A 22,693-nucleotide genomic window follows, 5' to 3' on the forward strand; every position below is an offset into this window, starting at 1 on the left:
CCGGCATGGTCGGACGCGGTTCGAAATATCGAACGCTTGGCCGGCGCGTCCGCCATGCCGTTGTCCACGAGTCTCGGGGGCCACGTGAGAGGAGTCCGATGAGACGCTGGAAACGATCGGTACGGCGAGGGCCGCTGGCGGCGCTCGCCCTCGCGGCGACACTGGTCACCGGCCTGGCCGTGCCCGCCACCGCGCAGACCGAGCCACAGAAGATCACTGTCGACCCCGACGGGACGGGGCGCGTGTACGAGGGCGTCGGCGCCATCAGTGGCGGCGGCGGCACCTCACGCCTGATCGTCGACTACCCCGAACGCCAGCGCCGCCAGATCCTCGACTACCTGTTCAAGCCCGGCTACGGGGCCTCGCTCGACATCCTCAAGGTCGAGATCGGCAGCGACACCGACTCCAGCAACGGGGCGGAGCCGAGCCACGCGCGCGTTCCCGGCGAGGTGAACTGCGACCGCGGCTACGAGTGGTGGCTGATGAGCGAGGCGAAGAAGCGCAACCCCGCCATCAAGCTGTACGGCCTCGAGTGGGGCGCGCCCGGATGGTTCCACGGTGGGTTCTGGTCGCAGGACAACATCGCCTACCTGACCGACTGGCTCGGGTGCGCCCGGCGGCACCACCTGAGCATCGACTACCTCGGCGGCTGGAACGAGAAGGGCTGGGACAAGCAGTGGTACGTCGACCTGCGGGCCGCGCTGAACCGCGCGGGATACGGTCACGTCAAGCTGGTCGCCGCCGATAACGCGGGCTGGCAGGTCGCCACCGACCTGAAGAACGACCCTGCCTTCGACGCGGCCGTCGACGTCGTCGGCATCCACTACCCGTGCAGTGCGGTGCACTGCTCCAGCTCCGCCGACGCCATCGGCCTCGGCAAGCCGATCTTCGCCAGCGAGTCCGGGTGGAACGACTACCTGACCGGCGCGCCCCGGCTCGCGGCCGAGATCAACCACGAGTACGTCGACGGGCGCATGACGGCGTTCATCAACTGGCCGGCCGCGTACGGCTGGTACCCGACCGTCCAGTACGCGGGCAGCGGCTTCCTGCGCGCCAACGAACCCTGGACGGGCCACTACGAGCTCGGCCCGACGCTGTGGACGGTCGCCCAGACCTCGCAGTTCGCCCGTCCCGGCTGGCGCTACCTCGACTCCGCGAGCGGCTACCTCGACGGCGGTGGCACGTACGTGACGCTGCGCTCGCCCGCCGCGCGGCCCGACCACACCACGGTCGTCGAGACCACCGCCGCGACCGGACCGCAGACGATCACCGTGAGCCCGGCGAGAGGGCTCTCCCGGGGACGGCTGCACGTGTGGTCCACCGAGCTGTCCTCGGCCGATCCCGCGACGTGGTTCGCCCGAGGCGACGACCTGCGGGCGGACGCCGACGGCTCGTACCGGATCACCCTCGAGCCCGGCCGCGTCTACACGCTGACGACCCTCGGCGGGGGCGGCAAGGGATCCGCCGTCTCCCCGGCCGCGGCGAACCTGCCGCTGCCCTTCACCGAGTCGTTCGACGGGTACCGGCGCGGCGCCACCCCCCGCTACTTCTCCGACATGGAGGGCGCGTTCGAGGTGGCGAAGTGCGCCCACGGGTCGCACCGTGGAAAGTGCCTGCGCCAGGTCATCACCACCCAGCCCAACAAGTGGACCAAGGTGCCCGCGCCGCTCACCCTGGTCGGTGACGCCGCCTGGACCGACTACGAGACGGGGACGGACGTCCAGCTCGAGCAGGCCGGCTCCGCCGAACTGCTCGGCCGGATCGTCGGCCAGCTCGACCCGCGGAAGAAGCCCAACCTCGTCCTGTGGAAGGGCTACCACCTGAAGGTCGCCGACACGGGCGCGTGGTCGCTGTACGTCGTCCAGAACGACGGCACCACGCGGACCCTGGCCACCGGAACCGTCGATGCCCTCGGCACCGGGCGATGGCACCACCTGGCGCTGCGCTTCGAAGGCACGGCCGTGAGCGCGTTCGTCGACGGCCGGCAGGTCGCCGCCGTCACCGACGCGACGTTCGACCACGGCCAGTCGGGCCTGGCGCTCGACTCGTACGTGCCCGCGCAGTTCGACCGCTTCGCCGTCACGGCCCGCTGACGGCACGGGCGGCAGGGCCCCGCAAAGGGCCCTGCCGCCCGTTGTTGGGCCCTTGCGGGGCCCTGCCGTTGTCGCCGCAGGGGCCCGCAAGGGGCCCTGCGGTTCGTTCTCCGCCGTGAGTCACCTCGTGAGGCGATGCCACCGGCGAGCGTGCCGGATCCCGACGAACGCCATCGTGAACCAGACGACGGCGAACAGCGGGAAGACGAACCAGCCGTGCGTCACGAACGCGATCACGAACAGCGCGATGAGGAACACGCCGGCCGGTGGGCCGAACCGCGGATGCCGCCCCCGATGAGCCATCCGCTCGGCGTGCCGGGCCCACGGCGGGCCGCCCCAGTGGGGACCGGCCCAGGGCGGCCCGGCCCGCCGCGGCCCGCGCCAGTCGGGGAGGCCCGGCCCGGCCAGCGGGCGCGAGAGCGCGTCCGGGCCGGCGGGCAGGTCCCGGGTGACCTTCCGCAGGTCGCCGACGGTCTTGGCGGACAGCGCGGCCGACAGCCGCTCGTCGAGCTCCTCCCGGGTCAGCCGGCCCTGCGCGAAGTGCTCGTGCAGGGCCGACGCCACCTCGTCGCGCTCAGCGTCCCCGACCCGCAGGTCGTCGTGCTTCATCCCTCGCTCACCCTCCTCACTCGCTCCGCGGCCGACGTCGTGCCTCGGTCGGCCGCTCCACTCGCTGCGTCGGGTGCGCTCGGACATCACCTCACTCACCCTTCCGACTCGGCCGGCGGCCGGGTCACTCGTCCTCGGCGAGGAGGTGGTAGAGGCGCCGCCGGGTCTCGGCCAGGATCTCGTTGGCCTGGGCGACCTGGGCCTCCGAGCCGGTACGGACGACCTGCATCATGGCCCCGGCGACTCCGCCGGCGGTCTTGAACAGATTCCGGACGTCCTCGCGGACGTCCGAGGTCATCGCGTCCCACGGCGCGTTCACCTCGTCGGTGTGCTGCTCGACGTACGCGCGGCCGGCCTCGGTGAGGCGGAAGGTCTTGCGCCCCTCCTCCTCGGTGCCCTCGATCAGCCCCTCGTCGGTGAGCTGCTGCAGCGCCGGGTAGACCGCGCCGGGGCTCGGCCGCCACTCGCCGTCGCTGCGCTCCTCGATCGCCTGGATGAGCTGGTAGCCGTTGCGCGGCTCCTCGGCCAGCAGGGCCAGGATCGCGGCGCGGACGTCGCCGCGCCGGGCCTTCGCCCGGCCTTCCGCCCAGGGCGGTGGACCGCCGAACGGGCCGAATCCGGGGGGACCCCAGCCCCACGGGCCACCTCGCCTGCCACGGCCGCGGCCACCACGGCGGCCGCCGGCCCATGCCTGCCACGGAGCGTCGAATGTCGCGTTATGCATGTTCGGTTCTCCCTTCTGAGAGCCATCTCAGATCGTTCGCGATACTCAAACGATATATCGGAAACGCTCGTTGTCAAGGCCGGCCCTCGATACCTTGATGTCGAGATAAACGTGATACCTTGATGTCGAGAGAAATTGCGGAGAAGTTAGGCGAGCCTCAGTGCGCGCGGAAGTGGGCGGCTGGGGGAGGATCCTGACGTATCCACCAACAGAACCCCCGCGTACGCCATGCGAGCGGTAGCCGCGCTCGGGGAGCGCGTAGAGGAGGAGACGACTTGAACAGCTTCGGCAGCCGCCAGACCCTGCGCGTCGGCGAGGCGTCCTACGAGATCTTCCGGCTGGATGCCGTCGAGGGTTCGGCGCGCCTCCCGTACAGCCTGAAGGTCCTGCTCGAGAACCTGCTGCGCACCGAGGACGGCGCGAACGTCACCGGCGACCACGTCCGCGCGCTGGCCGCCTGGGACCCGGGCGCCCAGCCGAACCAGGAGATCCAGTTCACCCCGGCTCGGGTGATCATGCAGGACTTCACCGGCGTTCCCTGCGTGGTGGACCTGGCGACGATGCGGGAGGCCGTCCGCGACCTCGGCGGCGACCCGGCGAGGATCAACCCGCTGAACCCGGCCGAGATGGTCATCGACCACTCCGTCCAGGTCGACGTCTTCGGCCGCGAGGACGCGTTCGAGCGCAACGTCGAGTTCGAGTACGGCCGCAACAAGGAGCGCTACCAGTTCCTCAAGTGGGGCCAGAACGGCTTCGACAACTTCAAGGTCGTGCCGCCGGGCACCGGCATCGTGCACCAGGTCAACATCGAGCACCTGGCCCGCGTCGTCTTCGACAACGAGGGCGTCGCCTACCCCGACACCTGCGTCGGCACCGACTCCCACACCACGATGCAGAACGGCCTGGGCGTCCTCGGCTGGGGCGTCGGCGGCATCGAGGCCGAGGCCGCCATGCTCGGCCAGCCGATCTCGATGCTCATCCCGCGCGTCGTCGGCTTCAAGCTGACCGGAGAGCTCCCGGCGGGCACCACGGCGACCGACCTGGTGCTCACCATCACCGAGATGCTGCGCAAGCACGGCGTGGTCGGCAAGTTCGTCGAGTTCTACGGCGAGGGCGTCGCGGCGGTGCCGCTGGCCAACCGCGCGACCATCGGCAACATGAGCCCCGAGTTCGGCTCCACCTGCGCGATCTTCCCGATCGACGACGAGACCGTGAACTACCTGCGGCTCACCGGCCGCCCGGCCGAGCAGGTCGCCCTGGTCGAGGCGTACGCCAAGGAGCAGGGCCTCTGGCACGACTCGTCCCGCGAGGCGGAGTACTCCGAGTACCTCGAGCTGGACCTGTCCACCGTCGTCCCGTCGATCGCCGGCCCGAAGCGCCCGCAGGACCGCATCGCGCTGTCGAACGCCAAGACGGCGTGGCGCACGGCGGTCCGCGACTACGTCCCGGACAACGGCATCGGGGGACCGACCGACGAGGCGTCCGCCGAGTCGTTCCCGGCCTCGGACTCGCCGGCCATCTCCCACGGCGCCAACGGCGACCGGCCCCACGAGAGCGCCGTGGACCCGGCCGCCGGCCGGCCGAGCAACCCCGTCACCGTCAGCCTGGACGGCGCCGAGTTCGAGCTCGACCACGGCGCGGTCGTGATCGCCGCGATCACCTCCTGTACCAACACCTCGAACCCGTCGGTCATGATCGGCGCGGCGCTGCTCGCCAAGAAGGCCGTCGAGAAGGGCCTCTCCCGCAAGCCGTGGGTGAAGACCTCGCTCGCTCCGGGTTCCAAGGTCGTCATGGACTACTACGACCGCGCGGGCCTCACGCCGTACCTCGAGAAGCTCGGCTTCAACCTCGTCGGCTACGGCTGCACGACCTGCATCGGCAACTCCGGCCCGCTGCCGGAGGAGATCAGCAAGGCCGTCAACGACAACGACCTGGCCGTCACCTCGGTGCTCTCCGGCAACCGTAACTTCGAGGGCCGGATCAACCCCGACGTCAAGATGAACTACCTGGCCTCGCCGCCGCTCGTCGTCGCGTACGCCCTCGCCGGCTCCATGGACGTCGACATCGTGAACGGCCCGATCGGCACGGGCTCCGACGGTCAGCCGGTGTACCTCAAGGACATCTGGCCGTCGCCGCAGGAGGTCGAGGAGGTCGTCGAGTCGGCCATCGCGCAGGAGATGTTCACCCGCGACTACGCCGACGTGTTCGCCGGCGAGCAGCGCTGGCAGGCCCTCCCCGTGCCGACCGGCAACACCTTCGAGTGGGACCCCGACTCCACGTACGTCCGCAAGGCCCCGTACTTCGACGGCATGACGGACAAGCCGGAGGCGGTGGAGGACATCCGCGGCGCCAAGGTCCTCGCGCTGCTCGGCGACTCGGTCACCACCGACCACATCTCGCCGGCCGGTGCGATCAAGGCGGACAGCCCGGCCGGCAAGTACCTCACCGAGCACGGCGTCGAGCGCCGGGACTTCAACTCGTACGGTTCCCGCCGAGGCAACCACGAGGTGATGATCCGCGGCACATTCGCCAACATCCGGCTGCGCAACCTGCTCGCCCCCGGCACCGAGGGCGGCGTCACCGTCAAGGACGGCGAGCAGCTGTCCATCTACGACGCCGCGCAGGCGTACGCCGCGGAGGGCACGCCGCTGGTCATCCTCGGCGGCAAGGAGTACGGCTCCGGCTCCTCGCGCGACTGGGCGGCCAAGGGCACCCGCCTCCTCGGCGTCCGCGCCGTCATCGCCGAGTCGTTCGAGCGCATCCACCGCTCGAACCTCATCGGCATGGGCGTCCTGCCGCTGCAGTTCGAGGACGGCGAGTCGGCGACGTCACTCGGCCTCACCGGCCAGGAGACCTTCGACATCGTCGGCGTCGAGGCGCTGAACGGCGGCGAGACCCCGCGCGAGGTCACGGTGCGGGCGGGCGACAAGGAGTTCCAGGCGGTCGTCCGCATCGACACGCCGGGCGAGGCGGACTACTACCGCCACGGCGGCATCATGCAGTACGTCCTGCGCTCCCTCCTGAAGAAGTAACCCGCTGACCGAAAGGGCCGCCCTACCTCCAGCCGGAGGTGGGGCGGCCCTTTCATGCTCCGAGGGTGCCGCTGGCCTGGCTCTCTGAACCAGGCCGGTCCGCCGCGGGCACTGCCCGATCCCCTCGACGCCGAGATCAGAGGCCTCCGGCGAGGCCGGCTCTGTGGCCTGTTTCACGAATACGCCCAGGTCGTATGGGGCGACACGGTATTCGGCCCCCGCAAGCCCACCCGCGATCAAATGTTACTCGTTAGTAACTGCTGACATGCCTGCGCAATGCATATATAACAAGTTCACTTTTTATTTCCAGGGAGTGGCGCCATGAGCAACGGCAGAGCTTCGCGACCAGGCAGAAGACGGCGACTGGACGGTATCTCCCGTCGTCGATTCCTGATTGGAACAGGTTCCACTTTGGGGGCTCTCGCGATGCCCTCGTGGTGGACAGCCGCGGCCGCCGCCCCACGGCGGGCGCTCGCCACCGGAGATCACGTGCCGGCCCTCATCATCGGCAGCGGGTACGGCGGGGCCGTCGCAGCGCTGCGTCTCACACAAGCGGGCATCGACACCCATATCGTGGAGATGGGGCAGAGCTGGACCACACCGGGGTCCGACGGAAAGATCTTCTGCAACATGCTCAACCCCGACGGGCGGTCTTTCTGGTTGCGAACCCAGACGGACCAGCCGGTCGGCTACTTCCTGGGTTCCCCGGCCAACAAGAGCATCTCGAAGTACACGGGCGCGCTCGACTCCGAGAGCTTCGCGGCGACCCGGGTCTACCAAGGGCGCGGAGTGGGCGGCGGCTCACTCGTCAACGGGGGCATGGCCGTCACGCCAAAGCGCGCCTACTTCGAAGAGGTGCTGCCGTCGGTCAACTCCAACGAGATGTACTCGACGTACTTCCCGCGCGCGAACACCGGCCTCGGGGTCAACAACATCGACCAGGCATGGTTCGAGACGACCGACTGCTACCAGTATGCCCGGGTCAGCCGCAAGCGGGCGAACGACGCGGGCTTCGCGACGACGTTCGTGCCCAACGTCTACGACTTCGACTACATGAAGCAGGAAGCGGCGAACCAGGTGCCGCGCTCGGCGCTGGCCTCCGAGGTGATCTACGGCAACAATTACGGCAAGAAGTCGCTCGACAAGACCTATCTCGCGGCGGCGGCCGCGACGGGAAAACTCACGATTTCGGCGCTGCACACGGTGACCTCCGTGGCCTCGGCATCAGGCGGCGGATACACGGTCGAGATGGTTCAGATCGACACCTCGGGCAACACCGTCACCCAAAAGACGGTCACCGCCGACCGGGTGTTCTTCGCGGCCGGGAGCGTGGGCACGAGCAAGCTGCTGGTCTCCATGCGAGCCCAGGGCAAGCTGTCGAATCTCCCCTCGGCGGTCGGCACGGGCTGGGGTAACAACGGCAACGTGATGGTCGCACGGGCGGGGCTGGACCTGACCGGCGCCTTGCAGTCGGGAATGCCCGCCATGGGGATCGACAACTGGGCCGACACGAATGGTCCGGTGTTCGCCGAGATCGCTCCGTTCCCGGCCGGTACCGAAACCTGGATCAACCTCTATCTGGCGATCACGAAGAACCCGAACCGCGCCGCGTTCTCATTCAACTCCACGACCGGCAAGGTCGATCTCTCATGGAAGGCGTCACAGACGCAGCCGTCGATCGACGCCGCGAAGCGGGTGTTCGACGCCATCAACAGCAAGGCGGGCACGGTCTACCGGTCCGACCTGTTCGGCGTTAACAAGACCTGGGGCGACGACTTCGTCTACCATCCGCTCGGCGGGTGCGTACTCAATCAGGCCACCGACAACTATGGCCGGCTTCCGGGCTACGACGGCCTGTACGTCGTGGACGGGTCGCTCATTCCCGGCAGCATCGGTGTGAACCCGTTCGTGACGATCACAGCGCTCGCCGAACGGAACATGGAGAAGATCATCGCGACCGACCTGCAGTAACGCAGATACGCGCGGATAGGCCGGGTGCGACGGGAGAACACGGGCGCCGGGGCGGGCATGTCCGTCTAACGCGTTCTACTCGGGCGAGAAAACTGTCGTTTCAGCGTAAGCCGCAGAACGCAGGCGGCCCAGGGGAGGCCGCCCGTCTCACATCTCCAGAAGTCTCCGGACGATCGCGCAGATGCGCTCCATGGTGACGGCGTCGGCCTCGCCGATGCGGCGTCTCAACCGATCGGTCGAAGCGCTGCGCATCTGTTCGACCAGCGCCCAACTCGTCTGCCGGAGTCCGGTATGGGTTCCGACCTCGACATGGGTTCGCCACCCACGCTTGGTGGTCGTGGTCGGCACCGTGAAGACGAGACCTGACCCCGCTCGGTTGAATCCATTGGCGCTCACGATGATCCCGGGGCGGAGGAACCCCTGCTCGTGTGCAAGCGGCTCTCCGAAGTCGGTCAGCCAGATATCCCCTCTCCGCGGCGTGTTCACCATGTGGAGTAGTCGGTGTCGTCGAGATCCGCCAGGCCGTCGCCGGCGGCCTTGTCGAAGACGGCCGTCTCCGCTTGATGGTCGGCCCAGGCCTCCGGGTCCGCTCTGGTAGCGGCGACTTGTCGGTTGAGATCTTCGAAGAACCTCTTGCGCTCGTAGTCGCGGATCGCCTCGTCGATGACGGCGGACATCGGCTGGCCGGCCTCTCTCGCCAACTCGGCGATGCGGTCACGGGTGTCTGTGCTGACCCTCACGGTCACCGTCCCCATGCTCGTAGTGTACGAACCTGTCGACACTTTCTGTACACAGTTGCCGACACAGGCGTGATGCTGTGCGGACAGTAAACGCCCTGCAACTTAGAGTTGACATCATCGCTTCCGGTCGTGCCGGCGGGTGCGCTGGGCGTCGTTGCGAGGTCCTGCCCTGACGGGGGCGGCCGGGCGGTATCGTCCGATCGTGACGAGCCGACCGACCGCCGCCGACCTGGAGGCCGCCAAGGACCGGACGATCCCCGACGTCGTGCCGCCGCCGGACGGGGTGCTGTTCTCCGGGATCAACCCGGGGCTCTATTCGGCCGCGACCGGATGGCACTTCGCGCGTCCGGGCAACCGGTTCTGGCCCGCGCTGCACCGCTCCGGCTTCACCGACCGGCTGCTGCATCCCAGCGAGCAGCACCTGCTGCCGTCGTACGGCGCCGGGATCACCAATCTGGCGGCCCGTGCCACGGCCCAGGCGGCCGAGCTGACCGCCGAGGAGCTGCGGGAGGGCGGTGCGCTGCTGGAGAAGTTCGTCGCGGAGCACCGGCCGCGGGTCGTCGCGGTGCTCGGCGTGACCGCGTTCCGGACGGCGTTCGGGCGCCCGAAGGTGAAGATCGGCCCGCAGGAGGACAGGCTCGCCGGGGCGGCGCTGTGGATCCTGCCGAACCCCTCGGGCCTCAACGCGCACTACACCCTGGACGCGCTGGCCGAGGAGTTCCGCCGGCTGAGGGACTGACGGGAGGACTCCCGCCGAGGGTTTCCGGGGCCCTGGCGACGAAGACCCTCGGCGATCATGGTGTGCCCCTGAAGACCACCTCCCGCGTCCACTGCTCGCCGGGCTGGGCGTGCAGGCGCCAGTAGTGCTCGGCGATGTCGTCCGGGTCGAAAGGGGTTCCCGGGGCGACCGGGCCGGCCACGGTCACGCTCGCCACGTGGACGCCTGACGGCCCGTACTCCTGGTCGAGCAGTTCCACCAGGGTGCGCACCCCCGCCTTGCCGAGAGAGAGGCTGACGTACTCGCGCTTCGGCTCCGGCATCCCTCCGGTGATGAGGAACGATCCGCCGCCGCGCGCCGTCATCGCGGGGGCCACGTGGGCGGCGGCGGTGAGCGCGCCGACGACGTTGACCGCCCAGGCGTCCAGATGCCCGCGTACGGACAGCTCGCCCGGTCGGTCGGCGCGGATGATCGCGGCGTTGTACACGACGACCTCGGGCGGTCCGAGCTCGGCGGCGGCCTCGTCGAGTGCCTGGCGCAGCGCCGTCTCGTCCGTCGCGTCGGCGGTCAGGGACACGGACCGTACGCCGGAGGCGGCGACCGCGTCGGCCGACGCCTCCAGGGTCGCCTCGCTTCGCGCGATCAGCGCGACCGGCAGGCCTTCGCGTGCGAACCGGCGGGCCACCGCCCGGCCGATTCCCGGTCCGGCACCGATGATCACTGCACTCGGCATTAGACATTCCTTTATCGGGGATCACTGGATAATCGGGACGGTAAGCCGTCACATCGATGTGAAGGTCAAGCCGGGAATGAGGGGTCGTGCGGATCGGCGTTCTGGCGGAACGGACCGGTGTGAGCCGGCGGCTGCTGCGCTACTACGAGGAGCAGGGGCTGCTGCGGCCGGTGCGGCTGGCCAACGGATACCGCGAGTACGGTGAGGCGGACGTCGAGGCGGTGCGCCACATCCGTGCCCTGCTCGCCGCCGGACTGCCCACCGCGGTCATCGCCCGGCTCCTGCACTGCGTGCACGAAGAGGGAGAGCGTCTCGTACCGTCGGCGTGTCCGGGAATGATCAACAACCTGCGGCGCGAACGCGGCCGCATCGCCGAATCGATCACTCGGCTCGAGGCGTCGAGGCGGGCGATCGACGCCATGCTCACCACCGCGCTACAACGCTGAGCGCGATCATGCGATGCGAGCGGTCTGAGCCGCCGGGCCGGGCGTCGAACCGCGGACTACCAGGCGATGGCGGGCGGCAGGAGCGAGGTCGGCGCGGCCGGCCAGTCGGCCGGCTTGCCCAGCGGCACGAGCTCGGCCATCTGCTCGCGGTACCACGGGGAGGCCGACGGGTCGTCCACGAGCCCCACGCAGTCCTCCCAGTCGCGCCAGCCCGCGGCCGCGGTCTCGTCCGGGTGGGGGCGGACGTCGCCGACGGCGACGGCGCGGACCACCGGGCAGAGTTCGTTCTCGACGATTCCGTCGGCGGCGGTCGCGCGGTAGCGGAACTCCGGCAGGATGAGCGTCATGCTCTCGATCTCCAGACCGAGCTCCAGCCGTACCCGGCGGCGGACGGCGTCGCGCAGGCCCTCGCCGGGGGCGGGGTGGCCGCAGCAGCTGTTCGTCCACACCGACGGGAACGTTCGCTTGGCGTGCGCTCGTTGAGTGATCAGGATGCGCCCCGCGGCGTCCGCGAGATAACACGAGAACGCCAGATGCAACGGAGTGGCCTCGTGGTGACTCGACGCCTTCGGGGCCGTGCCGATGGCGTGGCCGTCGGCGCCCAGCAGCACGATTCGTTCGTCATCCATCACTGTCTTTATATCCGATCGCTACGCTGCGCCACGTGAACTCGGCCGGGGGGCTCGGCGTCTCATGGTCGAGCGACCACTAAAATCAGCATCCGCAGAAAATACGAGGAGATGACCCGCGTGACCCTTCTTGAGTCGATCCGAGGGCCCGAGGACCTCAAGCGCCTGGCTCCGGAGCAGCTTCCGCAGCTCGCCGGCGAGATACGAGATCTCCTCGTCACCGCGGTGTCGACATCGAAGAACGGCGGTCACCTCGGACCGAACCTCGGCGTGGTCGAGCTCACCATCGCCCTGCACCGTGTCTTCGACTCGCCGCACGACCGCGTCCTCTTCGACACGGGGCACCAGGCGTACGTGCACAAGCTGCTGACGGGCCGGCAGGACTTCGGCTCGCTGCGCCAGGCGGGCGGCCTGTCCGGCTACCCGTCCCAGGCGGAGTCCGAGCACGATGTGATCGAGAACTCCCACGCCTCCACCGCGCTGTCGTACGCCGACGGGCTCGCCAAGGCGTACCAGCTGCGCGGGGAGGGCGACCGGTACGTCGTGGCGTTCATCGGCGACGGCGCGCTCACCGGTGGCATGGCCTGGGAGGCGCTGAACAACATCGCGGCGGGCCGGGACCGCAGGGTCGTCATCGTGGTCAACGACAACGGCCGGTCGTACTCCCCGACGATCGGCGGGCTGGCCAGCCACCTCGCCGACCTGCGGATGACGCGGGGGTACGAGCACGCCCTCGACCTGATCAAGCGCACGGTGCCGCGAACGCCGGTCGTCGGGCCGATGGCGTACGAGGCGCTGCACGGCATCAAGAAGGGCATCAAGGACATCCTGCAGCCGCAGGCGATGTTCGAGGACCTGGGCCTGAAGTATCTCGGGCCGATCGACGGCCACGACGAGGAGGCCGTTGAGCACGCGCTGCGCAAGGCGAAGGACTTCGGCGAGCCGGTGATCGTGCATTGCATGACGCGGAAGGGCTTCGGCTACGCGCCCGCCGAGAACGACGAGGAGGAGGCCTTCCACGCCCCCGGCCTGTTCGACGCGGCCACCGGGCGGAAGCTGGCCAAGAGCTCGCGTACCTGGACCAAGGCGTTCAGCGAGGAGCTGGTGGCGGTGGGCGCCGAGCGCCCGGACGTGGTGGCCATCACCGCGGCGATGCTGCACCCGACGGGGCTGGCGGCGTTCGCCGAGGCCTACCCGGACCGCACGTACGACGTGGGCATCGCCGAGCAGCACGCGGTGACCTCGGCGGCGGGCCTGGCCTTCGGCGGCATGCACCCGGTCGTCGCCGTGTATGCCACGTTCCTCAACCGCGCGTTCGACCAGCTGCTCATGGACGTCGCCCTGCACAAGCTGCCGGTCACCGTCGTCCTGGACCGGGCCGGGGTCACGGGCGACGACGGGCCGAGCCACAACGGCATGTGGGACATGTCGATCCTGCAGGTCGTCCCCGGGCTGCGGGTCGCCGCTCCTCGTGATGAGACCCGGCTGACGGAGCTGCTGCGCGAGGCGGTGGACGTCAATGACGGCCCGACGGTGGTCCGGTTCCCGAAGGGCCCGGTCGCCGAGGACGTCGCGGTCGTCGACCGGGTCGGCGGGATGGACGTGCTCGTCCGGTCGGGCGAGAAGCGGGACGTGCTGATCGTCGCGGCGGGCCCGATGGCGGGCGTGGCGGTCGAGGCGGCCCGGCTCATCGACGCGCACGGCATCGGCGTCACGGTCGTGGACCCGCGCTGGGTGAAGCCGCTGGACCCCGAGCTGCCCGGCCTGGCGTCCGGGCACCGGCTCGTCGCGGTCGTCGAGGACAACAGCCGGGTCGGCGGCGTGGGCGACGCGGTGGCGCGGGCGCTGCGCGACGCCGACGTCGACGTGCCGGTCCGGACGTTCGGCATCCCGGACCGCTTCCTGGACCACGCGAAGCGCGCGCAGATCCTCACCGACATCGGGCTGACGCCGCAGGGGCTGGCCCGGGACATCACGGCGGCCACCGCGCGCGACGAGGTACTCGAACCCACCGAGTCCTGAGATCTAACAGTCCGTTAGTTTTGCCATCACCGGGTAGAGGAGGCCATACGTCGTAGAGGGAGTCAGATGAGTGTCTTCCGTACCAAAACGGTTGAACGGTCCATTCAGGACACGGACGAGCCTGGTCACCGACTACGGCGGGACCTGAGCGCACTCGATCTGACGATCTTCGGCGTCGGGGTGATCATCGGCACGGGCATCTTCGTGCTCACCGGCGAGGTCGCCAAGGAGAAGGCCGGACCCGCGGTCGCGCTGTCGTTCGTGGCCGCGGGCATCGCCTGCGCGCTCGCCGCGCTGTGCTACGCGGAGTTCGCCTCCACCGTGCCGGTGGCCGGCTCCGCGTACACCTTCTCCTTCGCCACGCTCGGCGAATTGCCCGCGTGGATCATCGGCTGGGACCTCGTTTTGGAGTTGGCGCTCGCGGCGGCGACCGTCTCGGTGGGCTGGTCCGGCTATGCCAAGAGCCTGCTCGGCGACCTCGGCTGGGACCTGCCCTCCTCCGTGGCCGGAGAACACGCCACCTTCAACATCCCGGCGGCCCTGATCGTCCTGATCGTCACGGGCGTGCTCGTCCTCGGCATCAAGGTCTCCTCGCGGGTCAACGCCGTCATCGTGACGATCAAGCTCGCGATCGTCCTCTTCGTGATCTTCGCGGGGCTGTTCTTCATCAAGAGCGCGAACTACCACCCGTTCGTCCCGAAGTCCGTTCCGACGCCCTCGGTTCAGGGAAGCCAGGAACCGCTGGTCCAGGTGCTGTTCGGCTACACGCCCTCCACGTACGGGTGGGCCGGGATCTTCGCGGGCGCCGCGATCGTCTTCTTCGCCTTCATCGGCTTCGACGTCGTCGCGACCGCCGCCGAGGAGACCAAGAAGCCGCAGCGCGACCTGCCGGTCGGGATCATCGCCTCGCTCATCATCTGCACCGCGCTGTACGTCGCGGTCTCCCTCGTCGTCGTCGGCATGGAGAACTACCGGCGGCTGAGCATCGAGGCCCCCCTGGCAGACGCGTTCAAGGCGGTCGGGCACTCCGGGTTCGCCACGATCATCAGCATCGGGGCGCTCGCCGGGCTGACCACCGTCGTGCTGATCCTCCTGCTCGGCCAGAGCCGGGTCTTCTTCGCGATGAGCCGCGACGGGCTGCTGCCGCAGTGGCTGGCCGAGGTCCACCCGCGGTTCGGCACGCCGGCCCGGATGACCGTCATCATCGGTGCCATCGTCGCGATCATCGCCGGTTTCGTGCCGCTGTCGGCCCTGGCGGACCTGGTCAACATCGGCACGCTGTTCGCGTTCGTGGTCGTCTCGATCGGCGTGGTGATCCTGCGCCGGACCCGGCCGGACCTGCCGCGGTCGTTCCGCGTCCCGTGGTCGCCCGTGGTGCCGATCCTCGCCGTCCTGGCCTGCATATACCTCATGCTGAACCTGCCGGTCGAGACGTGGATCAGGTTCGTGGTCTGGATGCTCATCGGCTTCGTCATCTACTTCGCGTACGGGCAGCGCCACAGCCGGGCGGGTGAACCGGCGGTAAAACCGACGGTCGAATCCCGGTGATGTGGCCGCGCCGGTCCTGACGTCCGGCGCGATCTGTGCGCACAATGGCGACGTGGCGGTCACACATCCGCTCCGCGTGGCGGTCATCGGGTCCGGGCCGGCGGGCATCTACGCCGCCGAGGCCCTGGTGAAGCAGGCGGACGGGCACGTACAGGTCGACGTCTTCGATCGGCTGCCGACGCCGTACGGCCTCGTACGGTACGGCGTCGCCCCGGACCACACGTCGATCAAATCCATCGCGAACTACCTGCAGCGGGTGCTGGAGCACCCGGGGGTGCGCTTCCTCGGCGGCGTGGAGCTCGGCCGCGACCTCACGCGGGACGACCTGGTCACCTGCTATGACGCGGTGATCTACGCGACCGGCGCCATGGTCGACCGGCACCTCGGCGTGCCGGGGGAGGACCTGCCCGGCAGCGTCGCCGCCACCGACTTCGTCAACTGGTACTGCGGCCATCCCGACGCGTTCGACCTCGACGTCGACCTGTCGGCCGACGAGGTCGCGGTGATCGGGGTCGGCAACGTCGCCGTCGACGTCGCGCGGATCCTCGCCAAGACCGCCGACGAGCTCCGCGCCACGGACGTGCCGGAGCCGGTGCTCGACCTGCTCGGCGGCAGCGCCGTGCGCCACATCCACATGATCGGCAGGCGGGGGCCGGCGCAGGCCAAGTTCACCACCAAGGAGCTGCGCGAGCTCGGCCGGCTGCCGCACACCGAGGTGCACATCCGCACCGAGGACATGGAGCTCGACCCGATGAGCGCCGCGCTGGCCGAGTCCGACCGGCACGTGCGCGGCAACGTCGCGGTCATGCGCGAGTGGACCGGACAACCGGCCGAGGGCCGCCCGCGCCGGCTCGACCTGCGGTTCTGGCTGCGGCCCGTGGAGATCCTCGGCACCGAGCGGGTCGAGGGCCTGCGCCTGGAGCACACGACGCTGAACGACGAGGGCCGGGTCGTCGGCACCGGCGCTTACGAGACCCTGCCCGTCGGGATGGTGCTGCGCTCGGTCGGATACCAGAGCGTGCCCCTGCCCGGCGTGCCGTTCGACGCGCGCGCGTACGTCGTGCCGAACGACGCCGGGCGCGTGCTCGGCGAGGACGGCCGGCCGCGGCCGGGGGAGTACGTCGCCGGCTGGCTCAAGCGGGGCCCCACCGGAGTGATCGGCACCAACAAGGCCGACGCCGCCGAGACCGTCCGCGCGCTGCTCGCCGACCTGAACGGCCGGGTCCGCGAGCACCCGTCGATCGAGACGCTGCTGGAGGCCCGGAACGTCCGCGCGGTGACGTACGACGACTGGCTCGGCATCGACGCCGAGGAGATCGCGCTCGCCCGGACGCTCGCCCGCGGCGAACGGGTCAAGCTCGCCGGCTGGGACGCCCTCCGCCGCGCCTGCCGCCCGCGCACCTCCTGACACCACCGCGCCTGCTCTTCTGACCCTGCCGTGCGTGCCCTCCGCGTACCCCTGACTCCGCCGCGTACCGGCCTTTGAACCGTCTCTCCTGACCCGATCGCGCACCGGGACTTCGGGCTCTCCCCGTACGGGGACCGGGGCCTCAACTTGGCATGCGAGGGGTTCGACGCTCGACGAAACCCCCGACACGCGTCGGGGGCGTCCGTATGATCTTCGACGGCTTCGGGGGGAGTGGCCGTACGGCCCTCGCCGTGTCCTGTCCCCTTTCGAAGGAGTCGTTCCATGCGCCAATCCCGTCGTCTCGCCGTCTGCGCGGCCGGGACCGCCGTGGCCGTCGGTGCGGTCGTCACCGGCATCGCCGTCTCGGATGGTTCGTCGTCGAAGGCCTCCAAGATCGGCTACTCGGACAACGCCGCACGGCAGGCCGCCCCCGTGACCGCGCAGGCGGCGGACGGTACCGCCGCCGCCCGGTACAAGTGGGGCAAGCCGCTCCGGGCGGAGAACTTCAACGGCAAGGCCGTCAACAAGAAGGACTGGGAGCTGTACGAGGACCCGGGCAAGAACAAGCCGGGCGGCGAGAAGACCAAGCGGCGCCCGTCGCAGGCCAAGGTCAAGAACGGCATCCTGACGATCACGGGCCTGGCCAACGGCTGGTCGGAGGGCATGGCCTGGCACAAGGGCATCCGCAAGTACGGCCGCTGGGAGACCCGCGTCCGCGCGGCCAAAGGCTGCGGCTGCTACCACCCCGTACTGCTGCTCTGGGGTGAGAGCAAGCCCGCCGAGGTCGACTACATGGAGGACATCCAGGACCCGAACCGTACGCACCCCAACTTCTTCCTGCACTACGGGAACGACCAGCAGCTGCAGCAGCAAGTCAGGGTCGACCTGACCAAGTGGCACACCTTCGCCGTGGAGGTCACCTCCACGCAGGTCAACGGCTACGTCGACGGAAAGCGGTGGTTCCACACCACCAAGAGCGCCGCGATCCCGCGCGGCACGCTCGCGCCGACGATCCAGCTGGACTGGTTCCCCGGCGACAGTCGCACCCACACCGGCGGCAACATGCAGGTCGACTGGATCAAGCTGTACAAGGCCTGATCGAGCCCCGAGACGTCGACCGCCGGCGGCCATCGCGAACGGAACGCGGTGACCGCCGACGGTCCCATTCCGGTGTCAGGCCCCGCGCGCGAAGCGGGTGCCGTTGACCTTCTCGGCGATGCCGGTGCGGTCGAGGTACGGCGTGATGCCGCCCAGGTGGAACGGCCAGCCCGCGCCGAGGATCAGGCACAGGTCGATGTCCTCGGGCGCCGCGACGACGCCCTCGTCCAGCATGATCCTGATCTCCTGGGCGAGCGCGTCGAGCGCCCGGGCGAGGACCTGCTCCTCGGTGGACGGAGAGGTGCCGCCCTCGAACAGGGCGACGGCCTCGGGGTCGAGCGTGAAGTCGGGGCGGTAGACCCCGGGCTTGCCCGCCGCGACCAGCTTGGCCAGGCCCTCCGAGACCGGGAACCGGTCCGGGAACGCCGCGTGCAGCGTCTCACCGACGTGCAGGGCGATGGCCGGGCCGACGAGGCCCATGAGCACGAACGGCGACATCGGCAGGCCCAGCGGATTGGTGGAGCGCTCGACGACCTCGATCGTCGTGCCCTCCTCCACCGTCGTGAGGATCGCCGCCTGGAGCCGGAGCAGGATGCGGTTGACCACGAACGCGGGCGCGTCCTTGACCAGCACGCAGGACTTCTTCAGCGCCTTACCGGTGGCGAACGCCGTCGCCAGCGCGGCGTCGTCGGTCCGCTCGCCCCGGATGATCTCCAGGAGCGGCAGCACGGCGACCGGGTTGAAGAAGTGGAACCCGACGACCCGCTCCGGGTGCTTCAGCTTGGACGCCATCTCGGTCACCGACAGCGACGAGGTGTTGGTGGCCAGCACGCACTCCGGCGAGACCACCGCCTCGACCTCGGCGAAGACCTTCTGCTTGACGCCCATCTCCTCGAAGACGGCCTCGATCACGAAGTCGGCGTCGGCGAAGGCGTCCTTGGTCAGCGAGCCGGTGACCAGGCCCTTGAGCCGCGACGCCTCGTCCGCCGAGACGCGGCCCTTGCCGAGCAGCTTGTCGATCTCGGCGTGGACGTAGCCGACGCCCTTGTCGAGGCGCTCCTGGTCCAGGTCGGTGAGCACGACGGGGACGTTCAGCCGCCGGGCGAACAGCAGGGCCAGCTGCGAGGCCATCAGCCCGGCGCCGACCACGCCGACCTTGGTCACCGGTCGTGCGAGGGCCTTGTCGGGCGCACCGGCGGGCCGCTTGGCGCGCTTCTGCACCAGGTCGAAGGCGTACAGGCCGGACTGGAGCTCGGGGCTCATGATCAGGTCGGCGAGAGCCTCGTCCTCCGCGGCGAAGCCCTCGTCGCGGGTGCGGTCCTTGGCCGCCGCGACCAGGTCCAGCGCCCGCAGCGGCGCGGGGGCCGCGCCGTGCAGCTTGCCCTCGGCGAACCATCGGGCCTGCGCGACGGCGTCGTCCCAGGCCTTGCCGGTGTCGACCTCGGCGCGCTCGACCGTCGCCTCTCCGGTCAGCACCCGGGCGGCCCAGCGCAGCGACTCCTCCAGGAAGTCGGCCGGCTCGAACATCGCGTCCGCGATGCCCAGCTCGAACGCCTGCGGCCCGCGGAGCATCTTGTTCTGGTTGAGCGGGTTCTCGATGATGACCTTGAGGGCCTTCTCCGCGCCGATCAGGCGGGGCAGCAGGTACGTCCCGCCCCAGCCGGGGACCAGTCCGAGGAAGCACTCGGGCAGCGCGAGCGCGGGCACGCCGGAGGAGATCGTCCGGTACGTGCAGTGCAGCGCCACCTCGACGCCGCCGCCCATCGCCGCGCCGTTCACGAACCCGAACGACGGTACGGGCAGCTCGCCGAGCCGCCGGAACACGTCGTGCCCCAGCCGCGCGACCAGCCCGGCCTCCTCGCGGCCGGCCAACGCCGACACGCCCTTGAGGTCCGCGCCGACCGCGAAGATGAACGGCTTGCCGGTCACGCCGACGGCCGCGACGTCGTCACGCGCCGCGACCTGGTCGAGGGCGTCGTTCAGCTCCAGCAGGCCGCGCGGCCCGAAGGTGTTCGGTTTGGTGTGGTCGAACCCGTTGTCCAGCGTGATCAGCGCCATGGTGCCCGCGCCGTACGGCAGTTCGACGTCGCGTACGCGCGCGTGCGTCACGACCTCGTCGTGGCTCGGGCCGTCGCCCTCCAGCAGCGACCGCCAGGTCTGCACCGTGCTCACTTGCCCCCCTCGAAGTTCGGGTTCTCCCACAGGACCGTGCCGCCCATGCCCATCCCCACGCACATCGTCGTGAGGCCGAAGCGGACGTCCGGGCGCTCGGCGAACTGGCGGGCCAGCTGCATCATCAGCCGCACCCCGGAGGAGGCGAGCGGGTGGCCCAGCGCGATCGCGCCGCCCCAGGGGTTCACCCGCCGGTCGTCGTCGGCGATCTTGAAGTGGTCGAGGAAGGCGATGACCTGTACGGCGAACGCCTCATTGATCTCGATCAGGCCGATGTCGTCCATCGTGATCGAGTTGCGGGCCAGGAGCTTCTCGGTGGCCGGCACCGGGCCGACGCCCATGACCTCCGGCTCGACGCCCGCGAAGGCGTAGTCGACCAGCCGCATCCGGACCGGCAGACCGAGCTCGGCGGCGACGTCCTCGGCCGCGACGATGCAGCCGGTGGCGCCGTCGTTGAGCCCGGCGGCGTTGCCCGCGGTGACGTGGCCGTGCGGCCGGAACGGCGTCTTCAGGCCGGCCAGCCCCTCCAGCGTCGTGTCCGGGCGCGGCGGCTCGTCCGCGGTCGCCAGGCCGTAGCCCTTCTCCTGCGAGCGGATCGCCATCGGCACCAGGTCGGGCTGGATCTTCCCGGCCTCGTACGCGGCGGCGACCTTCTGCTGGCTGCGCAGGGCGTACGCGTCGGCGCGCTCGCGGGTGATGTGCGGGAACCGGTCATGGAGGTTCTCCGCCGTCGACCCCATCACCAGGGCGGAGGGGTCGACGAGCTTCTCGGCGAGGAACCGCGGGTTCGGGTCGACGCCCTCGCCCATCGGGTGCCGGCCCATGTGCTCGACGCCGCCGGCGACGGCGACGTCGTACGCGCCGAAGGCGATGCCGCCGGCCACGGTCGTCACGGCGGTCATCGCGCCGGCGCACATGCGGTCGATGGCGTACCCGGGGACGCTCTTCGGCAGCCCGGCCAGGACGGCGGCCGAGCGGCCGATGGTGAGGCCCTGGTCGCCGGTCTGGGTGGTCGCGGCGATGGCGACTTCGTCGATCCGGTCGGCAGGCAGGGAGGGGTTGCGCCTCCGCAGCTCGCGGATCACCCGGACGATGAGATCATCAGCGCGGGTCTCGGCGTAGAGCCCCTTGGGGCCCGCCTTGCCGAACGGCGTGCGAACGCCGTCGACGAAGACCACGTCACGTGCGGTACGGGGCACGGTCGGTTCTCCTTCTGACAGAGCCTGCGGAGCACTCCTGAGTACTCCTACCCATAGGTTACTCGTCAGTAACGACTGGCGGGTAACCCGGGGTCGCCCGTCCCGTGCCCAGGCCCGGAGCGGGCCCCGTCCGTGCCCGCCGACCGGTCTGAACGCGACGGCCGGTCAGAGCGCGACGGCCGGTCAGAGCGCGACGGCCGGTCAGTATGCGCCGGGCGGTCAGAACACGGCAGGCGGTCAGGACGCGACGGGCGCGTCCCAGTCGATGTGGTGCTCGAACAGCCAGGCCATCTTCGCCATCGCCTTCGGGCCCCCGGCGTTCCGCAGGATGAGGGGGAGGGCCAGGTCCCGCAGGACGCGGCCGGTCACGCCCTGCTTCTTGGTGTTGTTCATTCCCGAGCCCCAGGCCACGACCCGCTCCACGCGCTCGCGGCGGAGCCTCTCGTACGCGGCGAGCGCGCGCGGGACGTCCGGGGCGTCGCGCAGGCAGCGGGCGAGTGTGACGGCGTCCTCGGCGGCCTGGGAGGCGCCCTGGCCGGAGGAGGGGGAGACGGCGTGGGCCGCGTCGCCGATGACGACCATCCGGTCGTTATGCCAGGTCGGCACGTTCGGCAGGTCGTACTGGTTGGTCAGCGGGAAGTCGCCGGACGTCGCCCGTACGATGCGCGCCCCCGGCGTCCGGTCCGCCGACAGCAGGCCGACGAGCTCCTCGCGGAGGCGGTCGGTCGTCAGCGTGCGGAGCTCCTCCCGTGACCGCTCGGCCGCCCGGGGCGGGTTGGCGAACCACCAGATCTCGCCGTCGGGACTCACGGTGTACCCGAAGAAGCAGTTCTTCCCCCAGATCATGACGTAGTCGCCCGGCTCGGTGTCGATCCCCGCGTCGCGGGTGAACCCGCCGGTGTTGCCGAGCCCCGTGTAGCGCGGGCCCGGGTTGGCCGGATCGATGATGGAGCGGGTGGGCGAGTGCACGCCGTCGGCGCCGACCAGGAGGTCTCCCTCGGCCGTGCTCCCGTCGGCGAACCGCGCCACCACGCGCCCGCCGGCCGTCTTCGCGTCGACCAGGCGCTTACCGTGCTCGATCGGGACTCCGCGCCGCTCGGCCTCCTCGTACAGGCCGCCGTACAGGTCCGCCCGCCGGACGGTGTGCGTGACCGTGCCGTCGGCAAGCGCCGGTCCGAGGGGCATGGTGCCGAGCTGCTTGCCCGTGCCGCTGAGGAACCGTATCCGGCCGGACGGGAAGCCGCCGGAGGTGACCGCCTTGTCGGCGTCGACCGCCCGTAGCGCGTCCAGGCCGTTCACCGCCACGGTCAGGTAGACACCGTGGGCGAGGCCGGAGCTGTGCTCGTACGCCTCGTAGATCACCGGGTCCAGCCCCGCCTTCTTCGCGGCTATCCCCGCCACCGCGCCGGCCACGCCGCCGCCCACGATCAGTACTCGCATCACGACACCCTCTGTTCGCTCGGAGATGGTCTTTCTCTTGATAGGAGCATCTTGAGACTAGAGTATCTTGTCAGTCAAGAGAAATTTCGTCCGGAAACGCGAAAGCCCCCG

At 70.1% G+C, this 22,693-nt stretch carries 18 protein-coding genes; 9 read left to right on the forward strand and 9 right to left on the reverse strand.

Translation table 11 applies throughout. The annotated features are described in order from the left end of the window. Window positions 1-98: 98 nt before the first annotated feature. Window positions 99-2,093, forward strand: a complete 1,995-nt coding sequence (locus ABEA24_RS23375) for a LamG-like jellyroll fold domain-containing protein (RefSeq protein WP_345433123.1) — start codon at window positions 99-101, stop codon at window positions 2,091-2,093. A 120-nt stretch (window positions 2,094-2,213) separates the two neighbouring features. Here ABEA24_RS23375 and ABEA24_RS23380 read toward each other — a convergent pair whose 3' ends face one another. Further along, entirely contained in the window at window positions 2,214-2,702 is a 489-nt protein-coding gene (locus tag ABEA24_RS23380) for a DUF1707 SHOCT-like domain-containing protein (RefSeq protein WP_345433124.1), read from the reverse strand. 124 nt (window positions 2,703-2,826) lie between these two features. Then, complete coding sequence (locus ABEA24_RS23385) at window positions 2,827-3,426, reverse strand: PadR family transcriptional regulator (RefSeq protein ID WP_345433125.1); 600 nt, start codon at window positions 3,424-3,426, stop codon at window positions 2,827-2,829. 275 nt (window positions 3,427-3,701) lie between these two features. Between ABEA24_RS23385 and ABEA24_RS23390 the strand changes: the two genes are divergently transcribed. Beyond that, the gene (locus ABEA24_RS23390) at window positions 3,702-6,458 is read left to right on the forward strand and encodes an aconitate hydratase (protein WP_345433126.1); all 2,757 of its coding nucleotides are present in this window, start codon (window positions 3,702-3,704) and stop codon (window positions 6,456-6,458) included. Between the two features lie 489 nt (window positions 6,459-6,947). After that, entirely contained in the window at window positions 6,948-8,429 is a 1,482-nt protein-coding gene (locus tag ABEA24_RS23395) for a GMC oxidoreductase (protein WP_345433127.1), read from the forward strand. Window positions 8,430-8,576: 147 nt separating this feature from the next. Here ABEA24_RS23395 and ABEA24_RS23400 read toward each other — a convergent pair whose 3' ends face one another. Next, window positions 8,577-8,915 (reverse strand): type II toxin-antitoxin system PemK/MazF family toxin, encoded by a 339-nt coding sequence (locus tag ABEA24_RS23400; RefSeq protein ID WP_345433128.1) that lies wholly within the window; start codon window positions 8,913-8,915, stop codon window positions 8,577-8,579. Then, a complete protein-coding gene (locus tag ABEA24_RS23405) occupies window positions 8,912-9,184 on the reverse strand; it encodes a ribbon-helix-helix protein, CopG family (protein ID WP_345433129.1) in 273 nt (90 codons plus the stop codon). Before ABEA24_RS23405 ends, ABEA24_RS23400 begins: the two co-directional genes overlap by 4 nt. A 187-nt stretch (window positions 9,185-9,371) precedes the next feature. On the opposite strand from ABEA24_RS23405, the gene mug reads away from it, so the two are divergent. Beyond that, a complete protein-coding gene (mug, locus tag ABEA24_RS23410) occupies window positions 9,372-9,908 on the forward strand; it encodes a G/U mismatch-specific DNA glycosylase (RefSeq protein ID WP_345433131.1) in 537 nt (178 codons plus the stop codon). A gap of 55 nt (window positions 9,909-9,963) precedes the next feature. On the opposite strand, the gene ABEA24_RS23415 is transcribed toward mug, so the two are convergent. Then, window positions 9,964-10,620: an SDR family NAD(P)-dependent oxidoreductase gene (locus tag ABEA24_RS23415; protein WP_345433132.1), complete on the reverse strand. Its 657-nt coding sequence runs from the start codon at window positions 10,618-10,620 to the stop codon at window positions 9,964-9,966. An 86-nt stretch (window positions 10,621-10,706) separates the two neighbouring features. Here ABEA24_RS23415 and ABEA24_RS23420 point away from each other — a divergent pair, with 86 nt between their 5' ends. Further along, on the forward strand, window positions 10,707-11,066 hold the full coding sequence (locus ABEA24_RS23420) for a MerR family transcriptional regulator (protein WP_345433133.1): 360 nt from the start codon (window positions 10,707-10,709) through the stop codon (window positions 11,064-11,066). Between the two features lie 56 nt (window positions 11,067-11,122). On the opposite strand, the gene idi is transcribed toward ABEA24_RS23420, so the two are convergent. Further along, complete coding sequence (gene idi, locus ABEA24_RS23425; protein WP_345433134.1) at window positions 11,123-11,695, reverse strand: isopentenyl-diphosphate Delta-isomerase; 573 nt, start codon at window positions 11,693-11,695, stop codon at window positions 11,123-11,125. A gap of 120 nt (window positions 11,696-11,815) precedes the next feature. Here idi and dxs point away from each other — a divergent pair, with 120 nt between their 5' ends. The 4 genes from dxs to ABEA24_RS23445 all read left to right on the forward strand — a co-directional run bounded on the left by dxs (window position 11,816) and on the right by ABEA24_RS23445 (window position 17,771). After that, on the forward strand, window positions 11,816-13,717 hold the full coding sequence (gene dxs / locus ABEA24_RS23430; protein ID WP_345433135.1) for a 1-deoxy-D-xylulose-5-phosphate synthase: 1,902 nt from the start codon (window positions 11,816-11,818) through the stop codon (window positions 13,715-13,717). Window positions 13,718-13,783: 66 nt separating this feature from the next. Further along, a complete protein-coding gene (locus ABEA24_RS23435; RefSeq protein ID WP_345433137.1) occupies window positions 13,784-15,265 on the forward strand; it encodes an amino acid permease in 1,482 nt (493 codons plus the stop codon). A gap of 52 nt (window positions 15,266-15,317) precedes the next feature. Then, complete coding sequence (locus ABEA24_RS23440) at window positions 15,318-16,673, forward strand: FAD-dependent oxidoreductase (protein WP_345433138.1); 1,356 nt, start codon at window positions 15,318-15,320, stop codon at window positions 16,671-16,673. Between the two features lie 282 nt (window positions 16,674-16,955). Continuing rightward, the gene (locus tag ABEA24_RS23445) at window positions 16,956-17,771 is read left to right on the forward strand and encodes a glycoside hydrolase family 16 protein (RefSeq protein WP_345433139.1); all 816 of its coding nucleotides are present in this window, start codon (window positions 16,956-16,958) and stop codon (window positions 17,769-17,771) included. 75 nt (window positions 17,772-17,846) lie between these two features. Here ABEA24_RS23445 and ABEA24_RS23450 read toward each other — a convergent pair whose 3' ends face one another. The 3 genes from ABEA24_RS23450 to ABEA24_RS23460 form a co-directional block, all read right to left on the reverse strand. After that, on the reverse strand, window positions 17,847-19,943 hold the full coding sequence (locus ABEA24_RS23450; RefSeq protein WP_345433140.1) for a 3-hydroxyacyl-CoA dehydrogenase NAD-binding domain-containing protein: 2,097 nt from the start codon (window positions 19,941-19,943) through the stop codon (window positions 17,847-17,849). Continuing rightward, the gene (locus ABEA24_RS23455; protein WP_345433141.1) at window positions 19,940-21,142 is read right to left on the reverse strand and encodes a thiolase family protein; all 1,203 of its coding nucleotides are present in this window, start codon (window positions 21,140-21,142) and stop codon (window positions 19,940-19,942) included. The genes ABEA24_RS23450 and ABEA24_RS23455 overlap by 4 nt, the downstream gene beginning before the upstream one ends. A 237-nt stretch (window positions 21,143-21,379) precedes the next feature. Next, a complete protein-coding gene (locus ABEA24_RS23460; protein ID WP_345433142.1) occupies window positions 21,380-22,582 on the reverse strand; it encodes an FAD-dependent oxidoreductase in 1,203 nt (400 codons plus the stop codon). Window positions 22,583-22,693: the final 111 nt, after the last annotated feature.

The sequence above is a fragment of the Actinoallomurus vinaceus genome (assembly GCF_039542055.1).
In the GTDB taxonomy this organism is placed as follows: Bacteria; Actinomycetota; Actinomycetes; order Streptosporangiales; family Streptosporangiaceae; genus Actinoallomurus; species Actinoallomurus vinaceus.